The sequence below is a fragment of the Dorea phocaeensis genome (assembly GCF_900240315.1).
Classification (GTDB): Bacteria; Bacillota; Clostridia; order Lachnospirales; family Lachnospiraceae; genus Dorea_B; species Dorea_B phocaeensis.
In genome coordinates this window covers 425,014-446,894 of sequence record NZ_OEPZ01000002.1, presented here as the reverse complement: position 1 = coordinate 446,894, position 21,881 = coordinate 425,014, and the positions used below count along the sequence as shown (strand labels likewise).

The 21,881-nt window shown below is 39.0% G+C and carries 29 protein-coding genes and 2 pseudogenes; 19 read left to right on the top strand and 12 right to left on the bottom strand.

Annotation, left to right across the window (positions count from 1 at the left end; genetic code table 11):
• Positions 1 to 4: 4 nt before the first annotated feature.
• The 6 genes and pseudogenes from C0979_RS06205 to C0979_RS06180 form a co-directional block, all read left to right on the top strand.
• Entirely contained in the window at positions 5 to 262 is a 258-nt protein-coding gene (locus C0979_RS06205) for a DUF6462 family protein (protein WP_072447189.1), read from the top strand.
• Entirely contained in the window at positions 241 to 1,026 is a 786-nt protein-coding gene (locus tag C0979_RS06200) for a ParA family protein (protein ID WP_101695154.1), read from the top strand. Before C0979_RS06205 ends, C0979_RS06200 begins: the two co-directional genes overlap by 22 nt.
• Entirely contained in the window at positions 1,016 to 1,921 is a 906-nt protein-coding gene (locus C0979_RS06195) for a ParB/RepB/Spo0J family partition protein (protein ID WP_101695153.1), read from the top strand. The genes C0979_RS06200 and C0979_RS06195 overlap by 11 nt, the downstream gene beginning before the upstream one ends.
• 90 nt (positions 1,922 to 2,011) lie before the next feature.
• Entirely contained in the window at positions 2,012 to 3,010 is a 999-nt protein-coding gene (locus tag C0979_RS06190) for a DUF6017 domain-containing protein (protein ID WP_101695152.1), read from the top strand.
• A 10-nt stretch (positions 3,011 to 3,020) separates the two neighbouring features.
• Positions 3,021 to 3,269, top strand: a complete 249-nt coding sequence (locus tag C0979_RS12115) for a hypothetical protein (RefSeq protein WP_101695151.1) — start codon at positions 3,021 to 3,023, stop codon at positions 3,267 to 3,269.
• Positions 3,250 to 3,576 (top strand): annotated as a pseudogene (locus C0979_RS06180) (helix-turn-helix domain-containing protein); the annotation flags it as partial. The gene C0979_RS12115 and the pseudogene C0979_RS06180, both read left to right, overlap by 20 nt.
• Before the next feature lie 80 nt (positions 3,577 to 3,656).
• Here the strand turns inward: C0979_RS06180 and C0979_RS06175 are convergent.
• Positions 3,657 to 4,877: a Mef(A)/Tet(V) family efflux MFS transporter gene (locus C0979_RS06175; RefSeq protein ID WP_002584949.1), complete on the bottom strand. Its 1,221-nt coding sequence runs from the start codon at positions 4,875 to 4,877 to the stop codon at positions 3,657 to 3,659.
• Between the two features lie 1,206 nt (positions 4,878 to 6,083).
• Here C0979_RS06175 and C0979_RS06160 point away from each other — a divergent pair.
• From C0979_RS06160 to C0979_RS06145, 4 genes are all read left to right on the top strand, one after another.
• Entirely contained in the window at positions 6,084 to 6,737 is a 654-nt protein-coding gene (locus C0979_RS06160) for a streptococcal pilin isopeptide linkage domain-containing protein (protein WP_009247030.1), read from the top strand.
• 204 nt (positions 6,738 to 6,941) lie between these two features.
• Entirely contained in the window at positions 6,942 to 7,313 is a 372-nt protein-coding gene (locus C0979_RS06155) for a DUF2500 domain-containing protein (RefSeq protein WP_009247029.1), read from the top strand.
• Between the two features lie 21 nt (positions 7,314 to 7,334).
• Complete coding sequence (locus C0979_RS06150) at positions 7,335 to 7,577, top strand: hypothetical protein (RefSeq protein WP_009247028.1); 243 nt, start codon at positions 7,335 to 7,337, stop codon at positions 7,575 to 7,577.
• 28 nt (positions 7,578 to 7,605) lie between these two features.
• Positions 7,606 to 7,839 (top strand): PF20097 family protein, encoded by a 234-nt coding sequence (locus tag C0979_RS06145; RefSeq protein ID WP_009247027.1) that lies wholly within the window; start codon positions 7,606 to 7,608, stop codon positions 7,837 to 7,839.
• A gap of 32 nt (positions 7,840 to 7,871) precedes the next feature.
• Here the strand turns inward: C0979_RS06145 and C0979_RS06140 are convergent, their stop codons facing one another.
• From C0979_RS06140 to C0979_RS06110, 5 genes are all read right to left on the bottom strand, one after another.
• Entirely contained in the window at positions 7,872 to 8,294 is a 423-nt protein-coding gene (locus tag C0979_RS06140) for a hypothetical protein (RefSeq protein ID WP_002801797.1), read from the bottom strand.
• A gap of 294 nt (positions 8,295 to 8,588) precedes the next feature.
• The gene (locus tag C0979_RS06130; RefSeq protein WP_002909884.1) at positions 8,589 to 9,251 is read right to left on the bottom strand and encodes a relaxase family protein; all 663 of its coding nucleotides are present in this window, start codon (positions 9,249 to 9,251) and stop codon (positions 8,589 to 8,591) included.
• 203 nt (positions 9,252 to 9,454) lie between these two features.
• Complete coding sequence (locus C0979_RS06120; RefSeq protein WP_004614788.1) at positions 9,455 to 9,625, bottom strand: cysteine-rich KTR domain-containing protein; 171 nt, start codon at positions 9,623 to 9,625, stop codon at positions 9,455 to 9,457.
• A 54-nt stretch (positions 9,626 to 9,679) separates the two neighbouring features.
• On the bottom strand, positions 9,680 to 11,599 hold the full coding sequence (gene tet(O), locus C0979_RS06115) for a tetracycline resistance ribosomal protection protein Tet(O) (protein WP_000691758.1): 1,920 nt from the start codon (positions 11,597 to 11,599) through the stop codon (positions 9,680 to 9,682).
• A 366-nt stretch (positions 11,600 to 11,965) separates the two neighbouring features.
• A complete protein-coding gene (locus tag C0979_RS06110; RefSeq protein WP_035102904.1) occupies positions 11,966 to 12,316 on the bottom strand; it encodes a TnpV protein in 351 nt (116 codons plus the stop codon).
• Positions 12,317 to 12,498: 182 nt separating this feature from the next.
• On the opposite strand from C0979_RS06110, the gene C0979_RS11990 reads away from it, so the two are divergent.
• Positions 12,499 to 12,675: a glycine zipper domain-containing protein gene (locus C0979_RS11990; protein WP_008976817.1), complete on the top strand. Its 177-nt coding sequence runs from the start codon at positions 12,499 to 12,501 to the stop codon at positions 12,673 to 12,675.
• 104 nt (positions 12,676 to 12,779) lie between these two features.
• Here the strand turns inward: C0979_RS11990 and C0979_RS06100 are convergent, their stop codons facing one another.
• The 6 genes from C0979_RS06100 to C0979_RS06075 form a co-directional block, all read right to left on the bottom strand.
• Positions 12,780 to 12,989: a helix-turn-helix domain-containing protein gene (locus C0979_RS06100; RefSeq protein WP_009247025.1), complete on the bottom strand. Its 210-nt coding sequence runs from the start codon at positions 12,987 to 12,989 to the stop codon at positions 12,780 to 12,782.
• Positions 12,990 to 13,072: 83 nt separating this feature from the next.
• A complete protein-coding gene (locus C0979_RS06095; protein WP_009247024.1) occupies positions 13,073 to 13,486 on the bottom strand; it encodes a dUTP diphosphatase in 414 nt (137 codons plus the stop codon).
• Entirely contained in the window at positions 13,476 to 14,255 is a 780-nt protein-coding gene (locus C0979_RS06090) for an FAD-dependent thymidylate synthase (protein WP_009247023.1), read from the bottom strand. Before C0979_RS06090 ends, C0979_RS06095 begins: the two co-directional genes overlap by 11 nt.
• Positions 14,242 to 14,568, bottom strand: a complete 327-nt coding sequence (locus tag C0979_RS06085; protein ID WP_004606466.1) for a hypothetical protein — start codon at positions 14,566 to 14,568, stop codon at positions 14,242 to 14,244. The genes C0979_RS06090 and C0979_RS06085 overlap by 14 nt, the downstream gene beginning before the upstream one ends.
• A 27-nt stretch (positions 14,569 to 14,595) precedes the next feature.
• Positions 14,596 to 16,143 (bottom strand): relaxase/mobilization nuclease domain-containing protein, encoded by a 1,548-nt coding sequence (locus tag C0979_RS06080; protein WP_016439441.1) that lies wholly within the window; start codon positions 16,141 to 16,143, stop codon positions 14,596 to 14,598.
• Positions 16,115 to 16,507 (bottom strand): plasmid mobilization protein, encoded by a 393-nt coding sequence (locus C0979_RS06075; protein ID WP_016439442.1) that lies wholly within the window; start codon positions 16,505 to 16,507, stop codon positions 16,115 to 16,117. The genes C0979_RS06080 and C0979_RS06075 overlap by 29 nt, the downstream gene beginning before the upstream one ends.
• Before the next feature lie 475 nt (positions 16,508 to 16,982).
• Here C0979_RS06075 and C0979_RS06065 point away from each other — a divergent pair, with 475 nt between their 5' ends.
• The 8 genes and pseudogenes from C0979_RS06065 to C0979_RS06035 all read left to right on the top strand — a co-directional run bounded on the left by C0979_RS06065 (position 16,983) and on the right by C0979_RS06035 (position 21,838).
• On the top strand, positions 16,983 to 17,861 hold the full coding sequence (locus C0979_RS06065; RefSeq protein ID WP_101695149.1) for an SPL family radical SAM protein: 879 nt from the start codon (positions 16,983 to 16,985) through the stop codon (positions 17,859 to 17,861).
• Positions 17,862 to 17,909: 48 nt separating this feature from the next.
• On the top strand, positions 17,910 to 18,014 hold the full coding sequence (locus C0979_RS06060) for a peptide deformylase (RefSeq protein ID WP_242962656.1): 105 nt from the start codon (positions 17,910 to 17,912) through the stop codon (positions 18,012 to 18,014).
• 30 nt (positions 18,015 to 18,044) lie between these two features.
• Positions 18,045 to 18,317 carry a hypothetical protein gene (locus tag C0979_RS06055; protein WP_008976867.1) on the top strand — a complete coding sequence of 91 codons (273 nt, stop codon included), beginning with the start codon at positions 18,045 to 18,047 and terminating at the stop codon, positions 18,315 to 18,317.
• A gap of 195 nt (positions 18,318 to 18,512) precedes the next feature.
• Positions 18,513 to 18,722 carry a DUF6462 family protein gene (locus C0979_RS06050; RefSeq protein WP_008976866.1) on the top strand — a complete coding sequence of 70 codons (210 nt, stop codon included), beginning with the start codon at positions 18,513 to 18,515 and terminating at the stop codon, positions 18,720 to 18,722.
• A 111-nt stretch (positions 18,723 to 18,833) separates the two neighbouring features.
• On the top strand, positions 18,834 to 19,007 hold the full coding sequence (locus tag C0979_RS11985) for a hypothetical protein (RefSeq protein WP_004606461.1): 174 nt from the start codon (positions 18,834 to 18,836) through the stop codon (positions 19,005 to 19,007).
• 33 nt (positions 19,008 to 19,040) lie between these two features.
• Positions 19,041 to 20,276, top strand: a complete 1,236-nt coding sequence (locus C0979_RS06045; RefSeq protein WP_004606460.1) for a site-specific integrase — start codon at positions 19,041 to 19,043, stop codon at positions 20,274 to 20,276.
• A gap of 153 nt (positions 20,277 to 20,429) precedes the next feature.
• A pseudogene (locus tag C0979_RS06040) lies at positions 20,430 to 20,942 on the top strand (lysine--tRNA ligase); the annotation flags it as partial.
• A 605-nt stretch (positions 20,943 to 21,547) separates the two neighbouring features.
• On the top strand, positions 21,548 to 21,838 hold the full coding sequence (locus C0979_RS06035; protein WP_101695148.1) for a molecular chaperone: 291 nt from the start codon (positions 21,548 to 21,550) through the stop codon (positions 21,836 to 21,838).
• The last annotated feature ends 43 nt before the right edge of the window (positions 21,839 to 21,881 follow it).

Sequence of the window (21,881 nt, the reverse complement as noted above, 5' to 3'; positions counted from 1 at the left end):
TGAGATGCATGGAAAGGTATGGATGTTTTCTAATCTTATTGATGATGAAGATATAGAATTTATGCAACATGAATTTATAAGTTATAAACAAGCTATGGATTATTACGAGCTTGGATATAAGCCAATCGTAAGATTATCTCACAAGGCAGGAGCAGTTTATAAGGTTGGAAAAAAAGTTCTAATTAAGCGAAGCACATTTGAAAAATATCTGAGAGAAAATATCAGAAGGGAGAAAGAAGAATGGGAAAGGTTATTTCAGTAGCAAACCAGAAAGGCGGAGTTGCAAAAAGTACAACGACTTTAAATCTTGGGGTAGGATTGGCAAGACAAGGAAAAAAAGTGTTATTGATCGATGCGGATCCACAGGGAAGTTTGACTGCTAGTCTTGGGTATGTAGAACCGGATGATATTGGAACTACACTTGCAACTATTATGATGAATATTATCAATGACGAGGAAATTGCTGAGGACGAAGGCATTTTACATCATGAGGAACAAGTGGATCTCCTACCGGCCAATATTGAGTTATCTGCTCTGGAAGTAACCATGAGTAATGTAATGAGCAGAGAACTGATCATGAAGGAATATATTGATACGATGCGATCACGATACGATTATATTTTGATTGATTGTATGCCGAGTTTAGGCATGATGACCATCAATGCCTTAGTAGCTTCTGATACGGTTCTGATACCTGTACAAGCTGCATATCTGCCGGTTAAAGGACTTCAACAGTTGATCAGGACTATTTCTATGGTAAAGAAGAGATTGAACCGGAAGCTAACGATACATGGAATTCTTTTGACAATGGTGGATTTTCGCACTAATTACGCCAAAGATATTGCTTCCAGAGTGAGAGAAACTTATGGATCTAAGATTTCTATCTTTGAAAATGTCATTCCACTGTCAGTTAAGGTAGCTGAAGCAAGTGCGGAAGGAAAAAGTATTTATTGTCATTGTCCAAATGGAAAAGTATCTATGGCTTATGAAAATTTGACGCAGGAGGTTTTGGAAAATGAAAAATAGAAGCGGAGAAAAAATCAAATTGACAAGCATTGATGAATTGCTGGGAGTAGTCAATGAAGAATCTGCAATGGAAATAGAAATAAATAGAATCCATGCATTTAAAGATCATCCTTTCAAAGTATTGGATGATGAAAAGATGGCAGATTTGATAGAGAGTGTAAAGGGCAACGGGGTACTGACACCAGTTTTATTAAGATCTGATGGTGAAGATGGATATGAAATGATATCCGGTCATCGAAGGATGCATGCGGCAGCTATAGCTGGATTGGAAACTATTCCTGCAATCGTGAGAGAACTGTCAGATGATGATGCAGTGATTGCTATGGTAGATGCGAATATTCAGCGAGAAGAGTTACTTCCGAGTGAAAAGGGATTTGCTTATAAGATGAAACTGGATGCGATAAAGAGACAGGGAAAAAGAGTTGATTTAACTTGTGGTCATAATGGCCACAAGTTGGGTAAGAAATCAAGAGAAGAGCTAGGGGAACAGGTAGGGGAGAGTGCCCGTAATGTTCAGAGATACATTCGCCTTACAGAATTGATTCCAGAATTATTAGATATGGTAGATGCAAAAAAATTGAATTTTACCATTGCCGTTGATATTTCCTACATTGAAAAGGAAATACAGAAATGGATCTACGAGTATATCCGTGATACAGGATTTGTTAAACCAAAGCAGATTACAGCTTTGAGAAAGCAGTTGGAAGAAGGACCGGTGAACCAGGGATTTATGATTTCGATTTTCAATAGCTGCATAGCAGTAAAAGCACCGGAACGAAAAGTGGTGTTATCAGGAAAGAAGCTCACAAAGTATTTTCCGGAAGATTATTCGGAAACGGATATGGAAAAGGTGATTGAGGCATTACTGGAACAATGGAAAAGAGAACAGGAATAAGGGTTGTCAAAATAAGATACCTCAAAGAAAAAAGAGATACAGAAGTTTAAAAAAAGGACTTCTATGAGAGAAAGGAAGGGAGGAAGATACATGGACAAAAAAATGAATTTTAAATATTTTTATGGAACAGAAGCAGACCAGTTTAGTTTTTACAGAATACCAAAAGCGTTATTTACCAATGAGTGTTTTAAGGATCTTTCCAGTGATGCGAAGATCTTATACGGTTTGATGCTGGACAGAATGTCTTTATCCATTAAGAATCAGTGGTTTGATGAAGAAAATCGGGCATATATCTATTTTTCCATTGAAGATATCATGGAATTATTGAATTGTGGCAGAAATAAAGCGGTGAAATCTCTTCAGGAGCTGGATGATGAAAAAGGGATAGGTTTGATCGAAAAGCGCAGACAGGGCTTTGGAAAGGTTACGATCATCTATGTAAAATCATTTATTCAGGAGAAATGTGAGGAACAGAAAAAAGAAAAATCAAAGATGGTGAAGTTTATAAATCAAACTTCTGTAGAGGAAGAAGAGACAGAAGAAGTTTACATTTCAAACTTCAAGAAGTCCCAAAAACAAACTTCAAGAAGTCCCGAAAATAAACTTCAAGAAGTTTACATTTCAAACTCTAATAATACTAATATTAACAATACTAATCTTAGTGAGAATAAATCTAATCATATCGTATCTGCAGATGGGATAGGATCCGAAGAGGATGAGATGGAAACGTTACATGCGTATCAATCTCTGATCAAAGACAATCTGGATTATGATTCTTTGTTAGTGAGTCATCCTCATGACAAAAATCAGATTGATGAAATCGTGGATCTGATCGTAGAGACTGTTATGTGTAAGAGTGATAAAGTACTGATTGCAAGCAACTGGTATTCAGGAGCCTTGGTAAGAGGAAAATTCATGAAGCTGGATTATTCCCATGTAGAGTATGTGCTGCATTGTCTGGAAGGAAATACGAGTAAAATCAAGAATATCAAGAAATATTTACTTGCGGCATTGTTCAATGCACCTTCAACAATCAGTGGATATTACCGGGCAGAAGTAAATCATGATATGCCGTGGCTGGCAAGATAGGAGGACATATATGGGTATTTTAAAAGTGGCAGGAAAAGTGTTGTTGATTCCATTGTGGTTTATCATTTCGATTATAGGTGCTGGAGTGAAGCTGCTAGTACATATGGTGGCAATCGCAAAAAAGATATTGGGATTGGGAATTATGGCGTTGTTCATAGGAACAGTGATCTGTTATCAAGACTGGCTACAGGCAGCTTTTCTGGCTTGTATGGGAGGTGTTCTAATCGTTATTTTATTTGCTTATCACCGCCCATATTGATGAGGACGAGTTTTGCCGCTATGTGATACAACGGGACATAAACGGGATTGCCCTTGCTCTGCGGGAAACACACAAGGACGATTTTTTCAGCGTCCCAGAGGATAACCCGCTAAAAGAAATGCTGGAAACTGCTGGTGAAATCGTCAGCCAGGACAGCGACACGGAACAAGCGTACTTGGCGTTTATCTGCAAACGGCTCAAGCTGAATTTTAGGAAGCTGTCAGTAGAAGAACGGAAGTGGCTGAAAAAGATTGCGGAAAAATCCGACTTGCTGAAGAATCCAAAACCGCAGAGAGGACGAAGATAAAAAATGCCTGAACGGCGGTTCTGGTTTTTCAGAACCACCATCCAGGCATTTTGTTTAGTAATAGAAAAAGGTGCAGTTGATTATTGCGTATTGTCAATCTCTCTCAAACCGGGTAGTAAAAATACGGCAAGCGCAACGATGATAATGCCAATTCCGCAAATGACAAACCATTTCTCAACTCCCAGCCGCTCCGCCAGAGGCCCGGAAATGACAAGGCCAAACGGCATGGCGAGGGAAGCGGCGCTTGTCAGTAGAGAAAAAACTCTCCCCAGATATTCTGGTTTGACCGTTTCTTGAAAAATCGCATTTTGCACACCGTAAAATGGAGCGGAAATTCCCATAACAGTACAGCACACAACAAAGACAAGAAATGCGTCTGGCGGCAAAAGCCCGGAGAGCATATTGCTAACGCCCATCAGGAGAACGGAAAGACCGATGGTGTACCGCCGTTTCTTAAAACCGCCCCAAATGCTCAGAATGACTCCGCCAAGCAGCATACCAACCGCAAAAGCAATTTCAGCGGCAGAGGCATGGGCCGGTGTTCCTTTGAAGTATGACATACAGATGAGAGGAAAAAGCGTACTGATTGGCATATAAAAGAACATATAAATTACACCAATCCAGAGCAGAGCAAAGAGGCCCCTGTTTTGCTTTAATACCACATACCCCTCTTTCATATCCTGTAAAAACTGTTGTCTTTTCGTTTCTGGACATAGTTCAGGCGTTGGTATGGACGAAATCGCAACAGTCACACAGGCAAGGATTGCACCCACAATATCTAACAATATAATTGCATTAAGAGGCCAAACAGCATATAAAAACGCTGCGGCAGCTGGACTGATAATCGCACTTACTGCTTGCATGGTCTGCGTGTAACCAGCGCATTTTGTAAGTTCCTCTTTTGGCACAATCATAGGTGTTGCTGCGCTGAATGCTGGAGAATGAAAAGCAGTTCCCGCACTTCGGATTAACAGGACAACCATAATAGACCATACGGGCAATTCCATGTAAAACGCCACCAGCGCCAGAATACCGCCAGCGGCGGCAATTATCAAATCCGCACCAATCATTACGCTTTTACGGCTGTGCCGGTCAACAAAAGCACCTGCAAACGGGCCTAAACAGGCTTGCGGCAAAAATCCAATCAGTGTTGCCGCCGTCAATATGATTGCAGAATTAGTTTTCGCAACCAAATAAAAGATAATGGCCATTTGCAAAATACCGCTGCTAATAAAGGATATTGCTTGTCCGGCAAGAAGTGTAAAATAAGTTTTTCTCCATGAATTGTTGTTTTGGGTCATAATGCGAACCTCCTTTTTTATTGCATTGTTCCTTTGTTTCTGCAATAAAAAGCAGGCGTTGTCCCACAGAGAGGGCAGACGCCTGCATAACAACAAAGCACGAAAAAACACCACGATACAGTTCAAAGACTGCTCGTGTCAAACCTACGTGTTCCTTTGCATACGCACGCAAAAAAAGCCCACCATCATGTGGAAAGGTACTTCTACTTTTTATTGCTTATTAGCGTACACAAATTAACACACGTAAGCCTCCTTCCAATCTCAAACTGTCGCACAGTATAACACACATCCGATAGACTTGTCAACCATTTTTAACCTTGTTTTCCATCTTGTTTTTCCATCTCTTACGGGCAGTAGCAAAGCCAGGCGAGCCAGTCAACGGTCAAGATGAACGGCGCTTTCAGCGCCGCCGTTGACAGTCTCGCCCGTCTTTGCTAATGGGTAATCAAGGCGGGAAAGCCATTTTAGGGCTTTCCCGCCCATTTCAATTTTGGGAGAAGAAAGGCCCCAAAATGAACGAGTGCGGCCAAACACTTTTAGGGATTGGCCACCTTGTCCACCCATCCAGCGGGGCGGCGGGGAACGGTCAAGGCCGGGCGTCAGCCCATTCATTTCAGCCTTGACGGTTTCCTGCCGTCCTGCTACTTTTCCCGGAGTGTGGCCACACATCTGGTCACGGTGTCCAGAGCTTTGGGACTTTTTGTCCCATAGGCCGGGGGCGGAGGACGAGGGACGGGGGCTTTCATAATACGCCCTGTCTGCTGCTGAAATCAGCCCTTTGTTTCCGGCTTACCAGCCCCAAACAAAGCCCTGCTTTCCTGCCGCGTCAAATGCCCTTGCCCTCCCCGGCGGCAACGGTATTTTCAGGGCAACGCCGACAGAGCGTATAACACACTACACTTTGCTCCGCAAAGTCGTGTGCCAAATGGGGCGCTGCCCCCTTTGGAAACCCCCGCAACAAACAGGTGCTATGCACCCAGCCGGGAGCATAGCGCCGTTTGTTGTCAGCAGCCCGTTTCACGGTCTGCGTGTAGTTCCTTGTAAACTGACCTAAAGAACACGCAAAATATTTGAAGAAAACATCTTTTGATGATAATGAAAGATATGTAACGCTATCTACTTGTACTTCAGAGAGTACAAACGGCAGACATCTTCTAATTGGAAGAATTTTAGAAAATACTGCTGATGAAAAAGGAGAACCGCAATATGAAGAAAAATAGACAGATACTTGTGTTAGCTGCTCTATTGTTTGGTTTCTTGTGTTTTCCTGCTGATAAAGTTTTAGCTGCGTCAAATGTAGTAGAGGTTCCGTTAACAGTTAAGCAAAATTTTGAAGAAAATAGCAATGAAAAAGGAATTGATCTTACTGGAACTTATGAATTTCGTGCATTAGACATAGGCATTCCTATGCCGGGAGATTCTGATAACGACAGACATGTTTTTGTACTTGATGGTAATAATGCGGAAAAGATGATTTCATTGCAGTTCCAGCATGGCGGAGTATACCGTTATCATTTGGTTCAAACAAGTAAGGATAAAGAAAATTATACATATGATAGAAGTTCTTATATTATAGCTGTTTATATCAAAAACGGAGAAAATGGGAAATTGGTTCCACAAGTAATTGCAGAAAAAAATGATGGTAAGAAGTATGGAGAATTAATGTTTTACAATTCATATAATAAGAAGGTTGACAATCCTTCAAAACCTTCAAAACCATCAAAACCGGCAGAACAGGTACAAACAGGGGACAGCACAGATATAAAATTGCATGTAATGATTGCCTCAGTTGCATTAATGCTGATCGTAATGTTAGGTTATTTTAAGAGAAATAATCAGAAAGAGAACAATAGAGCTTAGTAGTCAGGGTAGTCATATAGGTGTATGACTACCTTTCTTATGTAAAACGTAAGACTGGGAGTGAGAATGTTTGTTGGGAGTCTTTTTACTAATAAACATGATGACGATATAGAGTAGTAAGCGATAATAAAATCCCAGCTTGTAAAATTGAAAATTAGAAGTTTCCAAAACAAAAAATCTGGTGACACGAGGAGGGCGTTTGAGATGCTTGAATTGATAAACGTTATGTTTCCAATCATGTTTATTATTGTGGTTGGTATCATTATTTTCTCTTTGGTGAGAGGAATTATCACATGGAATAAGAATAATCAGTCACCTAGATTAACAGTGTCAGTTGTCGTTGCTGCAAAGCGAGAAAACATTACGCATCATCAACATGCAAATGTAGGTGATTTGAGCAGTGCACACGGATTCCATACTACAACCAGCACTTCGTATTATGTGACGTTTTTGGTGGAAAGTGGAGACAGAATAGAGCTTTGCGTTTCTGGAACAGAATATGGAATGCTTGTAGAAGGTGATACTGGCAGGCTGACTTTTCAAGGAACGAGATATTTGTCGTTTGAACGAATATGAATTTGTAAAGGAGGACTATGTATGCGTATATGGAAAGCAATATTTAGCGTATTAACTATCATTTTTGGCTCGCTGGGACTGATGAACATAGTTTCTACTAATATAACACTACCGATTATGTTTGTATTTATGGGATTAACTTTTTTGACAAATGCAAAGGAGTGTTATGATAAGGGTGCGAAGAAAGATGCTATGATATTTGTAGGCATCGCAATTTTCGTCTATGTAGTCACAGCATATAACCTGATAAGCAGACTTATGTAAAGAATTTACGTGGAGGTGAAAGTAGCATATGAAATGTTTAGATTGTGGAATGGAAATGGAACAGGGAACTGTTCAAGGTATAGGACAAGGTGGTGGGCATTGGTACGAATTTACTTCTGATGAAGAAAAAAACTGGAAAACTGGAATAAAAGGCTTTTTTACGCAAAAAAGCATTAGCCTAAAAACATCAGTTATAGAAAGTCCTGCATGGCATTGTCCTAATTGTAAGAAGGTTTTAATGTGGATGGATAGTAAAGAATAATTCCAACTTGTAAAATTGAAAATTAGAATTTGTTACTCTTTTGTATCGTAAATAATTTTGCCCGTAAAGTAAATTGAAATGTCCATTTGAACTAAATCTTCTGTTTCTAAGATAGATAAATAACCAGAATACAATACTTGATTATACCCGTATAATTCATCTACAATTTCAAAGCTATAGTTTTTGTATCTCTTTATAAAGCGTTCCAGTTCTAATTTCTCACCGTTGAATTTTCCATAGTTTCCCCATTTGCTCTGCAACATAACGCAGGTACAATCAAAATCCACACCTTCGATTGTGATGTTTCCCTCGACCTGTTCAAAAGGTTCTGTAAGTTTTTCATATCCGTCCTCGAATTCAAGGACTATTGTTTTATCTTGAATTATAATCTTTTTGACCCGCATATCATGCAGACTATATGGAATGGGCGGATTGTGTTTATATTCTGTCCTCATGAGACCTCCCCGTCAAATTCTAATTTATCGATTTCTTTTTACTTACTAATCATACCATACAACAGCATAAGAAACACTAAAATATTGCAGACCATACCGCCCCAAAACAGGTACAACTTCAAGCCCTCATATCTAAAAAAACTGTTCTTACTTTCCTCAAGCTCCCGGATCTTCTGCTTCATCACGCTCGTAAGTGTATCAGACTGCTTCTCAAGAAGCTTTGTAGCCCTCTGTATAGCCTCTATATTCGCCTGTAACGCCTTTCTAACCTCTTGGACGGTGTTTTCCTTAACCTCATCTTTCAGGCTCCCAATCTCGCCCGATATAGCGTCTTGAAGCAATTCGTTGCTGTTCTTCAGCAGCTCTACGCTCTGCTTCAGCTCGCTGATGAGCTTCCTGTTCTGCTCTGCGTCTCTCTGCCTGTTCTGCTCTGCCCTCACTTGTTCTTGATTTGACTGCTTCATCAATTCCTCGCAGTTCTCGCTCGACATCGCCAACGCTTCTTTGAGCAGACTGTTTTCCAGCTCTGTCCGGCTCTGTCGGTTTAACTCTTGAAGCTGCTCTCTTGGACTGCTCTGCTTCTGCTGTTCGTGCATTTCTCTCAAACTCATGCTCCATACTCTCCTTTCCAAAATCCATATTGTAGTATTTTTCCAGCTTGTTATCCCTGATTTTACAAGCCTTTTCTCCTGCCTGTTCCCTGGCTAAGTCGGTATATGTGATGTACTTGTGGCTGTCCTGCCAGTCCACCCCGTACCCTCTTTCATTCATCAGCCGGATAAAGGTTTCCCGGCTGGTCGCTGTTTCCTTACAATCCAGCACCGCAAGGGCAATATCCTGCACATAGCTTTTGACCTTTCCCTGCTCTGCCTGTTTCAAAAGCTGGTAGGTGTCTTTGCTCCATGCCACCGTTTCTTCCCGGACTTCTCCAGCAAATGTCTTTCCTTTCTCCGGCACATGCAAGCCCTGTTCCCAGCTCTGCTCGTTGCACCGTTCCTTTAAGTCTTTAAGGTCGTGCTTACTCAGAGGGTAATTTAGGGTATAACAAAATAACCCACCCGAATATCGTTTTTTTTATTTGGTGAGTTTGTTCTTTCAAATACGAAACAAAAAGAGCCGATGATTCGTGAATTGTTCCACAATTTCATCGGCTCTGCGTCTTAAGCGTCTGGCTCTTTGATGACAGTTATCTTCAAGTTGTCAACTTTAATCAATCTTTCTTGTCTGCATTTTGGACAATAAAGGGGATAATTCTCCAAAACAGTGTCCTTCCTAATTTTATTACGGGTTTTGCTCCCACAAACAGGACACAATATCCATTCGCATTTCATCATAATTAGTCTCTAATCCTTTCAAATCTCATTTTATATGACTTTTGCAAGCTGTTAAGCTAACTTGTGGAACATATGCCGAACCTTATCTATACGGCTATTCGGGCGGCGGGGTTGGCAAATAAATTTACCAATAGCTGGCTGGTATCCTTTTAACTCTGTCAAGCAGACTCCCTGCCCATTTGTGAAATAAGTTAAATCGTTCCTGTATTCTTGAATACATCTAGCAGGGATTTCTCCTTTCAGAATGACCTCGTCATTCTTTATCTGAGTACTTACAATATCTGCACAATACCTTGGAGCATCATGATACGCCCGTGAGAGATATTCCTGCGGTGCATAAATTTCAAAGTGGAGATATGGCTCTAATAGTTCTGTCCCTGCTTTTTTTAAAGCCTGCTCCAATACGATAGGGGAAAGCAGCCGAAAGTCTGCGGGGGTACTTACAGGACTATAATACAATCCATATTCAAAACAGATTTTACAGTCTGTCACTTTCCATCCATACAGCCCCTGCTCGCAGCCATAAAGAACCCCCTCCATAACCGCATTTTGGAACGATTGATTTAAATATCCAAGTGAAACTCTGCTTTCATACTGCACTCCGCTTCCAATAGGGAGCGGCTCTATGGACAACCCGACAGAAGCCCAGAAAGGATTTGGCGGGACTTCTATGTGGATGGTATATTCTGCTTTTCTAAGCGGTCTTTCCATATATATAACAGTAGGCTCTTTTATTTCTGCCTCCACATGATATTTTTCCTCAAGGATGGCACAAATGACTTCCATCTGCACATTCCCCAAAAAAGAAAGTATAATCTCATGCGTTGTAGTATCCACATAATATTTTAAAAGAGGGTCGCCATCTGAAATTTCTGTAAGTGCCCCAAGCAATATTTCCCGCTGTTCAGATTTCTTTACTGCAATCGTTGTTTGGAGCATAGGGAGAGGATTTTCAATAAATTTTCTCTGCGGCAACAGTATTTCGTTCCCCAAAATACTGTTTAGCTGCAAAACATCATTTGGTAAAATTACAATATCACCAGAGCAGGCTGTATCGGATGAATATAATTCACCGTTTGTCGGAACACACATCTCTGTGATTTTTATTTTCTCTTTTTCAGATATTCTAATAACATCCCTCAAATGCAATGTTCCGCTATATATACGCACATAAACAAAACGCCGCCTTTTCTCTGAATATTCAATCTTAAAAACCTGCCCGCATAGTTCAGATTGACCTTCAGGCGTTGATGAATAAAATTTACTGGCAATTACTTCTATAAGCTGCCGAATCCCCAGATTGTTTTTAGCGCTTCCGTGATAAACGGGAAATAACGTTCCGTTTTGGAATCTCCTGTTTTCTTCCTGTTCCAGTTCTGACATTTTAAACGGTTTCCCTGACATATATTTCTCTAATAGTTCATCGTTTCCCATAATTACCGCATCCCACTGTTCCATATCGTCATTGTCCGTTACATTTATATGGGGATGCTGCCCAACCTTTTGCTTCACTATAATTTCCGAAGAAAGCTTTGCTTTCATTTCCCGATATACCATTGGCAAATCAATCCCCTCTTGGTCAATTTTATTGATGAAAAAAATTGTCGGAATCTTCATTATCTGTAGTGCATGAAACAGTATACGGGTCTGTGCCTGTATGCCATCCTTTGCAGAAACTAATAATACTGCTCCGTCTAATACGGATAAAGAACGGTATACTTCCGCCAAAAAATCCATATGGCCTGGCGTATCTATAATGTTGACTTTTACATCCTCCCACTGAAAAGATGTCACTGCTGTCTGGATAGTGATTCCCCTTTGACGCTCCAAATTCATTGTATCTGTCCTTGTTGTGCCTTCATCTACGCTCCCTAGTTCTGCAATTGCACCACTGGTATACAATAAACTTTCCGTTAATGTTGTCTTTCCTGCGTCAACGTGAGCCAGAATGCCTAAGTTAATTATTTTCATGTGATTTTCCTCCTATCAACACCCAAAAAAGGGCATAAAAATACCCAGTGATAAATACTCCTATCACTGGGTAAATAACTCCAATAGCCCCAAAACACTTATATGTTTTCGGGCATATAAAATTACATGATAAAAGTATTCTTAAACTGGGTACAAAAAACTAAGCCCCATATTAAAAGTGAAACAGGACTGCTACTTTTTGTTCCCACTATCAAATTGACAGTTTATTTAAGAATACCTTGCCGCATATTTATTAACTCCTTGTATAATACTGAATCTAATTATATTCCTTAACCCTTTATTTGTCAAGCTGACAAACTAAAGCAGAAAAAGCGGCAGGATTTCCCCCTGCCACTAATCATCTGTTTATGCAAAAATAATTTCCTTTTCCACAATCTCCCTCGCACAAGCCCTTATGTTATTGAGGCATCCTGTCCATTCTAAGGCGTTTTCTGCCTTTAGCTGTTCCGTTATGCCCTGTGCCTGTTTCATACCCTCTATGAGCCTTTCAAAGCGTTCCTGTGCCTGTCTGTTGATGTCGGCAAGGTAGGCGTTTAGCCTGCCGCTTGTAAGAAGATTGGTGTATGTAACTTTACGGTACTGTTTTAGATAATCTAAATGCCGTTGCCCCCAGATGCCTATTGCCTGTTCTTCTTCGGCGGGTACAGTTAAGCACGGTATCAAATAATCCCCTTGCCTTTCGTATTTGCCGCCCAGTTCCTCAAATAATGATTGATCGCAGAGCTGTTAATGAATATCTTACTCTGATTGGAGAAAAAGAATTGCCCCTAAATTTTTTTGAAATAATTGACATTGAAGACCGATTTCCGGTTGAAAGAGTAAATAAACTATTGAATGGGAAAGAATAATAAATCTTGAATTTGCAAAGGAGACCAGTTATGAAAAAAACTAATAAATATAATGGAATGATATATGGGATGTGCATCGGTGTAGGTGTAGGAACTGCATTAGGCGTGGTATTCAATCATACTATATTAGGATTAGCTATAGGACTGGGAGTGGGAATGTTTGTTGGGAGTCTTTTTACTAATAAACATGATGATGATATAGAGTAGTAAGCGAAAATAAAATTCCAGTTTGACAATTTTATATCTACACACAAAGCAGTTAACCTTAGGATTATTAGAAATTTATAGTGGTAGTGGAACAAATGTTAAGGTTAGTTAATTTTGTCGTAAAGTGATAATACTCCAAGTATTTTATCCAATTTAACAAGGATTTCATCGAGAGGCTTTCTTGTAGTTGCTTCATATTGTGTAATTCTGATATCAGTAGAATCTTCGGGGAAGCCAAGTGCGATACCAAGTTCTTTTTGTGTGAGATGATTTTTCTGTCTCAAATGATTTAATTTTCTTCCAAATGTAATCATAGTAGTTATTCCTTTCTGCAAGTTATTTTGAGTGTGTGAGGTGTCGAATCATAAATTATTCGGCACCTCTGGTTTTATGATCTTTATTCCCCGGTACTTCCAAAAGCCCCGATATCTCTTGCTTCTCCGAGATCCAGAACAAAGTCGGCGATTAGAACCGGAGTGATAACCAGTTGCCCTACACGGGTATCTTTGCGGAGTATTTGGGATTCTGAACTAACATTACTGATGATGGCATGAATTTCTCCTCGATATCCGGAATCAATAGGCGGAAGTTCGCAGACCAACCCTTTTGCTGCCATGCTGCTTCTTGGAAAAACATAACCGGCATATCCATCTGGAATCATGAGACCAAATCCTAATGGGATTCTTGCAATCTCTCCTGGTTTTAATGTGTAGTCATAAGGCATATATACATCGGCCCCGGCATCGTTTTCATGAGGTCGGAAAGGATAATGATCTTTCTCTAACCCAAAGTCGATCAATTTAATTTTCATAAACAGTTTCCCTCCCTTCTACGAGCAGAGGATAATCTGCTCTCATTATTTCTAATGGAGACCATTCTTTTGGGATAGGAATTCCACAGGACATAGCACCTTCTTCACAACATCCCCTCTGGCAGAAAGGACCGGTCAGCTTCGGTGAAAATAACACCGGATCAAATTCATATAATTTCTGCCAGATGTCCAACATTACAATTCTTGTTTCGTCGGTATTTCTCCTGCAGATTCGCTGACTGATCATATGTTTCCACTCATAAGGTGTAGCGCAGATAATCAGAATATTTCTTAAAGCATGAGGGAGGGCATATCCTGCAGAATCATGATGAAATCCCACAGAGCACAATTCCTGATAACATCTGAGATCCGATAAGCAGCTTTTCAGATAGAGATCAATGTATCTCTGTTCGGAAAAAAGGATTTCATATGGGATCGTAAATGCAGCTTTTTCTGAATAGTTGCTATATTGCAGAGATGCACTCATGAATTTTACTTCGTTTTGATGACGAGTAATCTGTGCAAGAAAACGTCTGCTTGCCCCCACAATCGCAACAGTGATCACCGTAAATTTCTGTACGGTTGGATGAGGAAGACTGGCAATCCGATCTACGGTTTTATCTGTAAAAGATTTCTGATAAAGAGCCATAAGATCATCCATGTTTTGAATGGAATGCCCCTGTTGGGTAAGCCTTGCTGCGAATACCATGTTCTGAGCTGCTTCTTGAATGGTATAACTATTTAAAATCTTTGTCTCAATGTGATCCATAGGCTTGTTCCTCCTTTATCAATGCTTTCAGTAGAATGAGATAGTTGATGCAGTCTGTGATCTTCTCATCCCATTGTTCTAAGTCAAATTGGAGCAGCGAAGAGTAACACATGTCATAGAGAGATACGACATGCTTCGACATCATTCCGGCCAGAGCAGCCTTAGGTGTGCATCCCTGTAATGAGGCAGCGATTTTAAACGCACTCAGGCGGTCAATGCGGTCTCCGGTGTATTCTTTCTTCTTGTGTGCCAGGACATCGGCACATTTTCGATATTGTTGTTCAAGGACAACATTAAATTCATTTTGTGTCATATTGTAATTCCTCCTTCGTAAAATGATTTATAATTCGGGTTCCTGTGTCTTTTGCTTTTTCGGAACCTGGTTGTGGAGAATTGCTTCCACATTTTTGTCTACGGTTCTTAAATCTTGTGTCAGATCCTTTAGAGATCGGATGGATGATTTTTGCTGGTCGATCTGTTCCTGCAAGCTGTTTTTTTGTTCCTTCAATGTTTTGATAGGAAGCATCTTTCCATCGGGATAAAAAGATTTCAGCCAGTCACGGGCTTCTTCATATGCCTGAATTTCAGCGGTGTGTTCCTTTCGGAATCTGCCTTTGTTTTTCGCCTTTAAAAATTCGGTATAGATTGCTTTCTGTGAAAAATATTGTCCGGTGTAATGGATCTGACGGTTGATGTTTTTCAAATCTGCATTCATTTTCATTAGCTGATCTGTTGCCTGATCTAACTGTTTTTGAGATTCGGAAAAGGCATTTTTTAATTCGATTTGGGTATTGTATCCATGTTCTTGCACATAGATAATGGTATTTGCCATTTCTTGAAGATTGGATATTTTTACCCGATGAGCATATCCGGGACTTTGCATTGCTTTCACATTTTTCTGAAGATCTACTACCAACCGTAAATGCGATCTGACATAAAGAATGGTTATCGGATCTTTTCGTAAGAAGAGCTGTTCTAAATGTTCTTTGCCGTATTGAGTTCCCAAAGCCTTCTCTGTAATCCGTTTGTTCCGATCCGGATGGAGATAACGATATCTTCCTCTTTCTTCAATGACGGAAATCTGATATTTTTCAAAAAGAAGAGATTGAAATTCTTGAAAGCTTTTAGAATGCGAGCTGCATTCTTCGATGGCATTTCGGAGTTCCTGCTTCTGCGTCTGAAACATTGTGGCATTTGGTTTCAATCCATCTGCAATGATTTTTTTGTTGGTCTCTTCTAATTTTTTCTGCCCGGATTTTTGGGCCATATATTCAGCCTGTGTGATCTTTGTTTCAGCCGGAGAGAGAAGATCAACCTGATGAAGTCCCTCCTGGATGCACATATCCATAATTTCCTTTTTGAAATAATTCAGGAATTTATTTGTGGATCGGTGTTTGTATCCGGCAATTTCTTCATGGGGCTTATCCATGTAACGTTGCCTTCTGACAGCTTCCTTACGGACGCTGTTGATCACAATATGCGTATGGATATTGCCGGAACCATTGTGACCATCGGTATGTGTCACGATAAGAGCCTGATATCCCGGAAATATTTTTTTGGCAAGGTCTAAAGATAGAGCCTGTGCTTTTTCTCCCGTCAGATCACATTCAATAGCATCAGCAGGATCATAACTGATGATATAGTGATGACTTTTGATTTCAGATGATTTTTTGTTTTTATGAAATTTCGCATTTGTCAGACTACACTCCTTGTCAAAAGACATCGGATCACAGTTGAGACCATCCATGTAGAACTCATCTCTTAAAAGACTTCGCCCCATTTCATCTTTTATCTTTTTTCCAGTGCTCTCATCATGTTGGAAAAGCAGATAATCAATGGCATTTGAATAGTTGGCATTTCTACTTTTGATGTGTTTTAGTATTGCCATGAAAATCACCTGCCATTTCTAACACTTTTTTTCGCAAGAGGAAGAGGTCGGAGATACATTGATGGATTTCATTTTCCATAGCCTGGGAATGAGTTCCACCGGTATTAAAATACTTGGCGATCTGGTTCAGATTGGAACCGATTTTACCGTATTGCCCGACCAGCTCCCGAAGTACTTTGATGTCTGCGACAACTTCATAATGAATTTGAATTGGTCTATTTAGGAACAATCTTCGTAGATATTCTGAACGAGAGATTCCCACAGAGCTTGCGGCCTGATTTAATATTTCCAATTCAATGTCTGTAAGTTTCAGACAGATTATGTTTCGATGCTTCAATTCCTTTGATTTTTCTTTTGGTGGCATACTCCTCCTTCCTTTCTAAACTGTGACATCGAATAGTGTTACAGTTCACTAATTTTTATCGGCTGTCCCTTCCGATAGAGAATTAGTGCAGTATCCATTTTTGTGGATACTGACTGCATCTTTGATGCAAAAGCGAGGGTATGGGGAAACGTAATCCCCATCAAGATACCTAACCCGGGGATAAGACCGTTCTCATAAAATGAGGATACGGTATTACCCGGGTGGATCTTGCTCTTGAAAAATTTACCCTCTCATATAACGAAATGCTCAGAGGGAAAAATACAGGGCGAGATAGAAAAAAAGTTAAAAAACTGTTATACTACAATTCAGAATCAATCAAAAACGATTTTGAGAATAAAAGTATGAAGAAAATGATAAAACTAATTTTCCTTATGAGACAGAAACTAGATGTTTACCTCTTCCAGGTGTGCGTAGGACAACAAGATATCAGGCGATAGATGAAAGGGGGAAGGAAATGCATTATGTAACATCAAAAGGCATTCTATCGGCATCCAATGGAATGAATCTATACCGGGGATGTACGCATGGTTGCATTTATTGTGATTCAAGAAGTGATTGCTATCATATGAATCATGCATTTGAAGATATTGAAGTAAAACAGAATGCACTTGAGTTGCTAGAGGATGCCCTGAAAAGAAAACGGAAGCGATGTATGATAGGTACCGGAGCAATGACCGATCCATATATCCCATTGGAAAATGACTTGCGGTATGTGAGAAAATCATTGTCACTTGCTGAAAAATATGGGTTTGGGTTTACCCTGATTACGAAATCAACCCAAGTGCTTCGTGACTTAGATATTTTAAAAAAAATCAATGAAAAAACGAAATGTGTCGTACAGATGACATTAACTACTTACGATGAACAGTTGTGTCGGAAATTAGAGCCTAATGTCAGTACAACCAAAGAACGGTATGAAGCGTTAAAGATTTTGCATCAAGAGGGCATTCCTACGGTTGTATGGTTATGTCCAATCTTGCCGTTTATTAACGATACTGAAGAAAATCTGCGTGGTATATTAAATTATTGCGTTGAAGCAAAAGTGTATGGGATTATAAATTTTGGTATGGGTTTGACTTTACGAGAAGGGAATCGTGAATATTTCTATAAACAATTGGATCATTTGTTTCCTGGACTGAAAGGAAAATATATTGCCTATTATGGTAATCAATATATTTTGCCAAGCCCAAATGAAAACCATCTACGGAAGATATTCAATCAAACATGTGACAAATACCATATTGTTCATGATAATGATAAAGTGTTTGAATATCTGCGTACCTATGAAGAAAAAGATAAGTGTGAGCAACTATCACTTTTTGATTTTATATAGATGGAATTCTTAATCATCTTGATTTGTTGGACGAATGTTGAAATTATTATGAAACAGACTTTTGATGATGTAAAACAGAATTTGAAACTTGATGGATGGATCGCGCAGATCTGTCAGCATGAGTTGGATCATTGGGAAGGAATATTGATATAAGCAGCGTAAAATTTACAGGAGAGATGGTTTATGAAAACAGAGAGAACAGATGAGTTGTACAAGGTTTTACTTACCAAAGGATATCCAAAAGAACTTTGTTCAGAAATAGCTTACAATATTTTGAATACTGATTATACGGCGACTAGAATGTTAGGATACCTGTATCGTTACACGGAACCTAGAATAGAAGATGTAATAGATGAGATGATAGCAATTTTAAGTGACCGGGAAGAATTCATAAAGAAAAAAGAAATGGAACAGGCACAGGCCGTTATAAACGAGATTTATAGAAATGGGTTGTGATATAAAATATGAAAATAAAATAATTCAATATGAATATTAGTAATTTGTAACGATAGTTGTCGAAGAAAAGCCTTTGACAACTATTTTTTTAACTTTTTATCATAATCACCCTGTAAAATCCATTGATTTCCTTTCGTTATATGAGAAGACAAATTTGTTTTCTTCTTATTTATAAATGGAAAGGAGTTTTGTGAAATGGGTTTTGCAAGAAAAGATGTGGAAGCTACTAAAAAAATGGAAAAGAAGTTCGTGAGATATCCAGAAGGTGCGGAGAAATATAGTTTAGGATTGACAAAATTTCAGGCATTGGCAAAAGAGGCAAAAGCAGTCTATAAAATTGATAAAGTAGCTTTGGTTAATTGCGAGATATTTGAAAAATATTTGGAAACATTCCGAGAGTATTAAAATTTTAGGAGAGAAAATACGGGAGAAGAACTTCTATAGTTTTCTGCATTTTTAATTGACTTTATGTCATACAGAAAGTATAATGTTGGTATAGGAGGTATAAGAGCTGAAATGAAAAAGATGGGAAGACCAAAATCAGACAATGCAAAGAAGAAAGTATTAAGCATTCGTGTTCCTGATCAGCTATATTCCCAGATGCTTGCATACGCCGAACAACATAAAATGACTACAACGGACATTGTCCTAAAAGGGGTAGAGATACTTTTATCCGAGCAGAAAAAATAGTGAGTGCTTCTCTCTTAAGAGGAGGAAACTATTATGGCGAAAGTTAGAAAAGATTTGCGAGGAAGATCTTTACGCAAAGGAGAAGTACAAAGATCATCAGATAAAAGATATATGTACACCTATACAGATCCGATGGGCAGACGTAAATTTATATATGCTAACGATCTGGCAGAACTAAGAGAGAAAGAAGCTAAACTGATGAAGGATCAGTTGGACGGATTGGACCTCTATGTTGCTGGTAAGGCAAGTGTGAATGATACGTTTGATCGGTATATGTCCACGAAGTATAATTTGCGTGAATCTACAAAAAGTTCATATTTATATACGTACGATCATTATGTACGTGATACCTTTGGAAAAAAGCGGATTGCTGATATAAAGTATTCTGATGTATTGCAGTTTTATTATTATCTTCTTAATGAAGTAAAAATTTCATTAGGAACATTGGATACGGTTCATTGTTTGCTTCATCCAACATTTCAGTTGGCAGTGCGGGATGAGATTATACGAAATAATCCTACTGATGGAGTAATGAAAGAAATCAGCAGAGAATCCGGGAAGAACAGAGGAATCAGACATGCATTGACAGTAGAGCAGCAAAGAGCATTTATGGAATATATTGCGAACCATCCGATATATTATCATTGGTGGCCTATGTTTACGGTGTTGCTTGGAACAGGATGTAGAATTGGTGAGGCATTAGGGCTTCGATGGCAAGACCTAGATTATGACAAAAGAACAATCAGTATCAATCACAGTTTGAGTTATTATCAAAAACCAGAAAGCAACAAAAGTGTATTGAGAATATCCAAACCTAAAACGGAAGCGGGAATTCGTACAATTCCAATGCTGGATATTGTGAAAGATGCTTTTGAAATGCTTTATGAAGAACAACTTGAAAATGGTTTTAATGAATCAGAAATTGATGGAATGTCAGGATTTATTTTTTGTAATCGTTTTGGAATGGTTCCAAATCCACAAACAGTCAATCATACGATTAAGCGTATAGCAAATAGTTATAATGCAGACGAAGTGGTGCGAGCTAAAAAAGAACGCAGAGATCCTATTATACTACCTAATTTTTCTTGCCATCATCTGAGACATACTTTTTGTACACGACTTTGCGAAAATGAAACAAATTTAAAAGTTATTCAATCCATTATGGGACATAGAAACATTGAAACAACGATGGATATTTATGCGGAAGCAACAGAAGAAAAGAAACAAGAATCATTCGAGAATTTAGCAGCAAAATTAGATATTTTTTGAGAAGTGCTTAGTATAACGGATGACAACAATTTGTTTGGTTTACAGCAAATTGACAACAAAGAAAATTTAATAATGACGAATAATGAAGTAATTATAAGGTTTATAAATTTAGAAAAAATAGTACAGTGACGCATCCCGAAGAATCATGAAGAAAACGTGAAATCTTTCCCGACAATGAAGTCACAGGGCGCTGCTAAGAACGAAGCAAACAACGCTGCACAGTCAACTCCGGTAGCTGCAAAAGTAGTTGTTCCAGTAGAAGAAACAGCTGCCCCAGCGAAGGTTGAGATCGATTTCTCTAATGTAGAAGTAGAACCATTGTTTGAAGATATGGTTGACTTCGAGACATTCAGCAAGTCAGATTTCCGTGCTGTAAAGGTTAAAGAATGTGAAGCAGTTCCGAAATCCAAGAAGCTTCTGAAGTTCGTATTAGACGACGGAAGTGGCGTAGATCGTGTGATTTTAAGCGGAATTCACGATTATTATGAGCCAGAAGAACTGGTTGGAAAGACATTGCTTGCAATCACAAACCTTCCACCACGTAAGATGATGGGAATTGATTCTTGTGGTATGATCATCTCCGCTACACACCTTGTAGAAGGAAGAGAAGGACTGAACGTTCTGATCCTTGATGATCACATTCCGGCAGGAGCAAAATTGTACTAAGAGCAAGAAGTTTTAAGCTATATTTTAAACAGGAAAACAGGTTACTACACCACATTTACACCAAATTTTTTAAAAGTCTAAGGGAAGGACTCTGCAAAAGAATGGTGTAAAAGAAAAATAGTAATAAAAGATACAGTTGAGTGTACCAAAAAAGTTGGTACACCCAGCTGTTTTTTTGTTTTATTGAAAATATCTCAATATCAAAAATAGAAGTAATCAGCGTTGTAGTTGGTTATTTTTTATTCTATATCACACATCAACAATTCAAAAATTTTTATATATTTCCCAGAAGACCCTGTAAAAATGCCTCTCAGCATTTCGTTATATAGAAGGATATTTAATAATATCAATCTTTGTACATTGACAATTGAATAGCTTTTGAATATGAGGATACCTGAACTGAATATGCATGCGGCGTATCTTTTCAGAGCATACAATCCTAAAAAGAAGAGGGTTAGGGAACGGAAATATTTGAAAGCGCAATAAAAGGATTTATTAATTGTGAAAGAGATAGCTTAATAAAAACTATATGTGTAGGTGATGAAGTGCAAAAAACTATATCTACACTTGATTTTTTTGATACAGAATTGAAAGGAATGATATTTATGACAAGATTAACGAAGTATGAGAAGGAAACTATTATTCTCTTTAATGAGGGAGAGGACAAGGCAAATATCTACACCCACAACGCCGGATTGAAAAAGAGGTTAGCTGCTTTTTCTAAGAAGTACCCTGACCTTTGCCGACTGGAAAAATCCAATGTTCAAGGCGGTGTTTCTTATGTGCTGGCAAAGTCCCGTCTGTCTATCCGCTTCCTGCCGCCTTACAGTGAGGAACGCAGACAGAAAGCCAGTGAATATGCGAAAAAGCATGGGCTGAACAGTCAGCAGGGATAATGTGATAATCAGGGCTGATATGCGGTTAAAATGTCAGGTACAG

What these genes read in the sequence shown, in the direction of transcription:
- C0979_RS06045 (WP_004606460.1), top strand. Translation starts at nt 19,041, where the DNA reads ATGGCGAAAGTTAGAAAAGATTTGCGAGGAAGATCTTTACGCAAAGGA.
- C0979_RS06160 (WP_009247030.1), top strand. Translation starts at nt 6,084, where the DNA reads ATGAAGAAAAATAGACAGATACTTGTGTTAGCTGCTCTATTGTTTGGT.
- C0979_RS06080 (WP_016439441.1), bottom strand. Translation starts at nt 16,143, where the DNA reads ATGGCAATACTAAAACACATCAAAAGTAGAAATGCCAACTATTCAAAT.
- C0979_RS06200 (WP_101695154.1), top strand. Translation starts at nt 241, where the DNA reads ATGGGAAAGGTTATTTCAGTAGCAAACCAGAAAGGCGGAGTTGCAAAA.
- C0979_RS06145 (WP_009247027.1), top strand. Translation starts at nt 7,606, where the DNA reads ATGAAATGTTTAGATTGTGGAATGGAAATGGAACAGGGAACTGTTCAA.
- C0979_RS06195 (WP_101695153.1), top strand. Translation starts at nt 1,016, where the DNA reads ATGAAAAATAGAAGCGGAGAAAAAATCAAATTGACAAGCATTGATGAA.
- C0979_RS06095 (WP_009247024.1), bottom strand. Translation starts at nt 13,486, where the DNA reads ATGAAAATTAAATTGATCGACTTTGGGTTAGAGAAAGATCATTATCCT.
- C0979_RS06205 (WP_072447189.1), top strand. Translation starts at nt 5, where the DNA reads ATGCATGGAAAGGTATGGATGTTTTCTAATCTTATTGATGATGAAGAT.
- C0979_RS06175 (WP_002584949.1), bottom strand. Translation starts at nt 4,877, where the DNA reads ATGACCCAAAACAACAATTCATGGAGAAAAACTTATTTTACACTTCTT.
- C0979_RS06085 (WP_004606466.1), bottom strand. Translation starts at nt 14,568, where the DNA reads ATGACACAAAATGAATTTAATGTTGTCCTTGAACAACAATATCGAAAA.
- C0979_RS06150 (WP_009247028.1), top strand. Translation starts at nt 7,335, where the DNA reads ATGCGTATATGGAAAGCAATATTTAGCGTATTAACTATCATTTTTGGC.
- C0979_RS06140 (WP_002801797.1), bottom strand. Translation starts at nt 8,294, where the DNA reads ATGAGGACAGAATATAAACACAATCCGCCCATTCCATATAGTCTGCAT.
- C0979_RS06120 (WP_004614788.1), bottom strand. Translation starts at nt 9,625, where the DNA reads ATGAAATGCGAATGGATATTGTGTCCTGTTTGTGGGAGCAAAACCCGT.
- C0979_RS06050 (WP_008976866.1), top strand. Translation starts at nt 18,513, where the DNA reads ATGGGTTTTGCAAGAAAAGATGTGGAAGCTACTAAAAAAATGGAAAAG.
- C0979_RS11985 (WP_004606461.1), top strand. Translation starts at nt 18,834, where the DNA reads ATGAAAAAGATGGGAAGACCAAAATCAGACAATGCAAAGAAGAAAGTA.
- C0979_RS12115 (WP_101695151.1), top strand. Translation starts at nt 3,021, where the DNA reads ATGGGTATTTTAAAAGTGGCAGGAAAAGTGTTGTTGATTCCATTGTGG.
- C0979_RS06155 (WP_009247029.1), top strand. Translation starts at nt 6,942, where the DNA reads ATGCTTGAATTGATAAACGTTATGTTTCCAATCATGTTTATTATTGTG.
- C0979_RS06055 (WP_008976867.1), top strand. Translation starts at nt 18,045, where the DNA reads ATGAAAACAGAGAGAACAGATGAGTTGTACAAGGTTTTACTTACCAAA.
- C0979_RS06190 (WP_101695152.1), top strand. Translation starts at nt 2,012, where the DNA reads ATGGACAAAAAAATGAATTTTAAATATTTTTATGGAACAGAAGCAGAC.
- C0979_RS06060 (WP_242962656.1), top strand. Translation starts at nt 17,910, where the DNA reads ATGAAACAGACTTTTGATGATGTAAAACAGAATTTGAAACTTGATGGA.
- C0979_RS06035 (WP_101695148.1), top strand. Translation starts at nt 21,548, where the DNA reads ATGACAAGATTAACGAAGTATGAGAAGGAAACTATTATTCTCTTTAAT.
- C0979_RS06075 (WP_016439442.1), bottom strand. Translation starts at nt 16,507, where the DNA reads ATGCCACCAAAAGAAAAATCAAAGGAATTGAAGCATCGAAACATAATC.
- C0979_RS11990 (WP_008976817.1), top strand. Translation starts at nt 12,499, where the DNA reads ATGAAAAAAACTAATAAATATAATGGAATGATATATGGGATGTGCATC.
- C0979_RS06100 (WP_009247025.1), bottom strand. Translation starts at nt 12,989, where the DNA reads ATGATTACATTTGGAAGAAAATTAAATCATTTGAGACAGAAAAATCAT.
- C0979_RS06090 (WP_009247023.1), bottom strand. Translation starts at nt 14,255, where the DNA reads ATGGATCACATTGAGACAAAGATTTTAAATAGTTATACCATTCAAGAA.
- C0979_RS06065 (WP_101695149.1), top strand. Translation starts at nt 16,983, where the DNA reads ATGCATTATGTAACATCAAAAGGCATTCTATCGGCATCCAATGGAATG.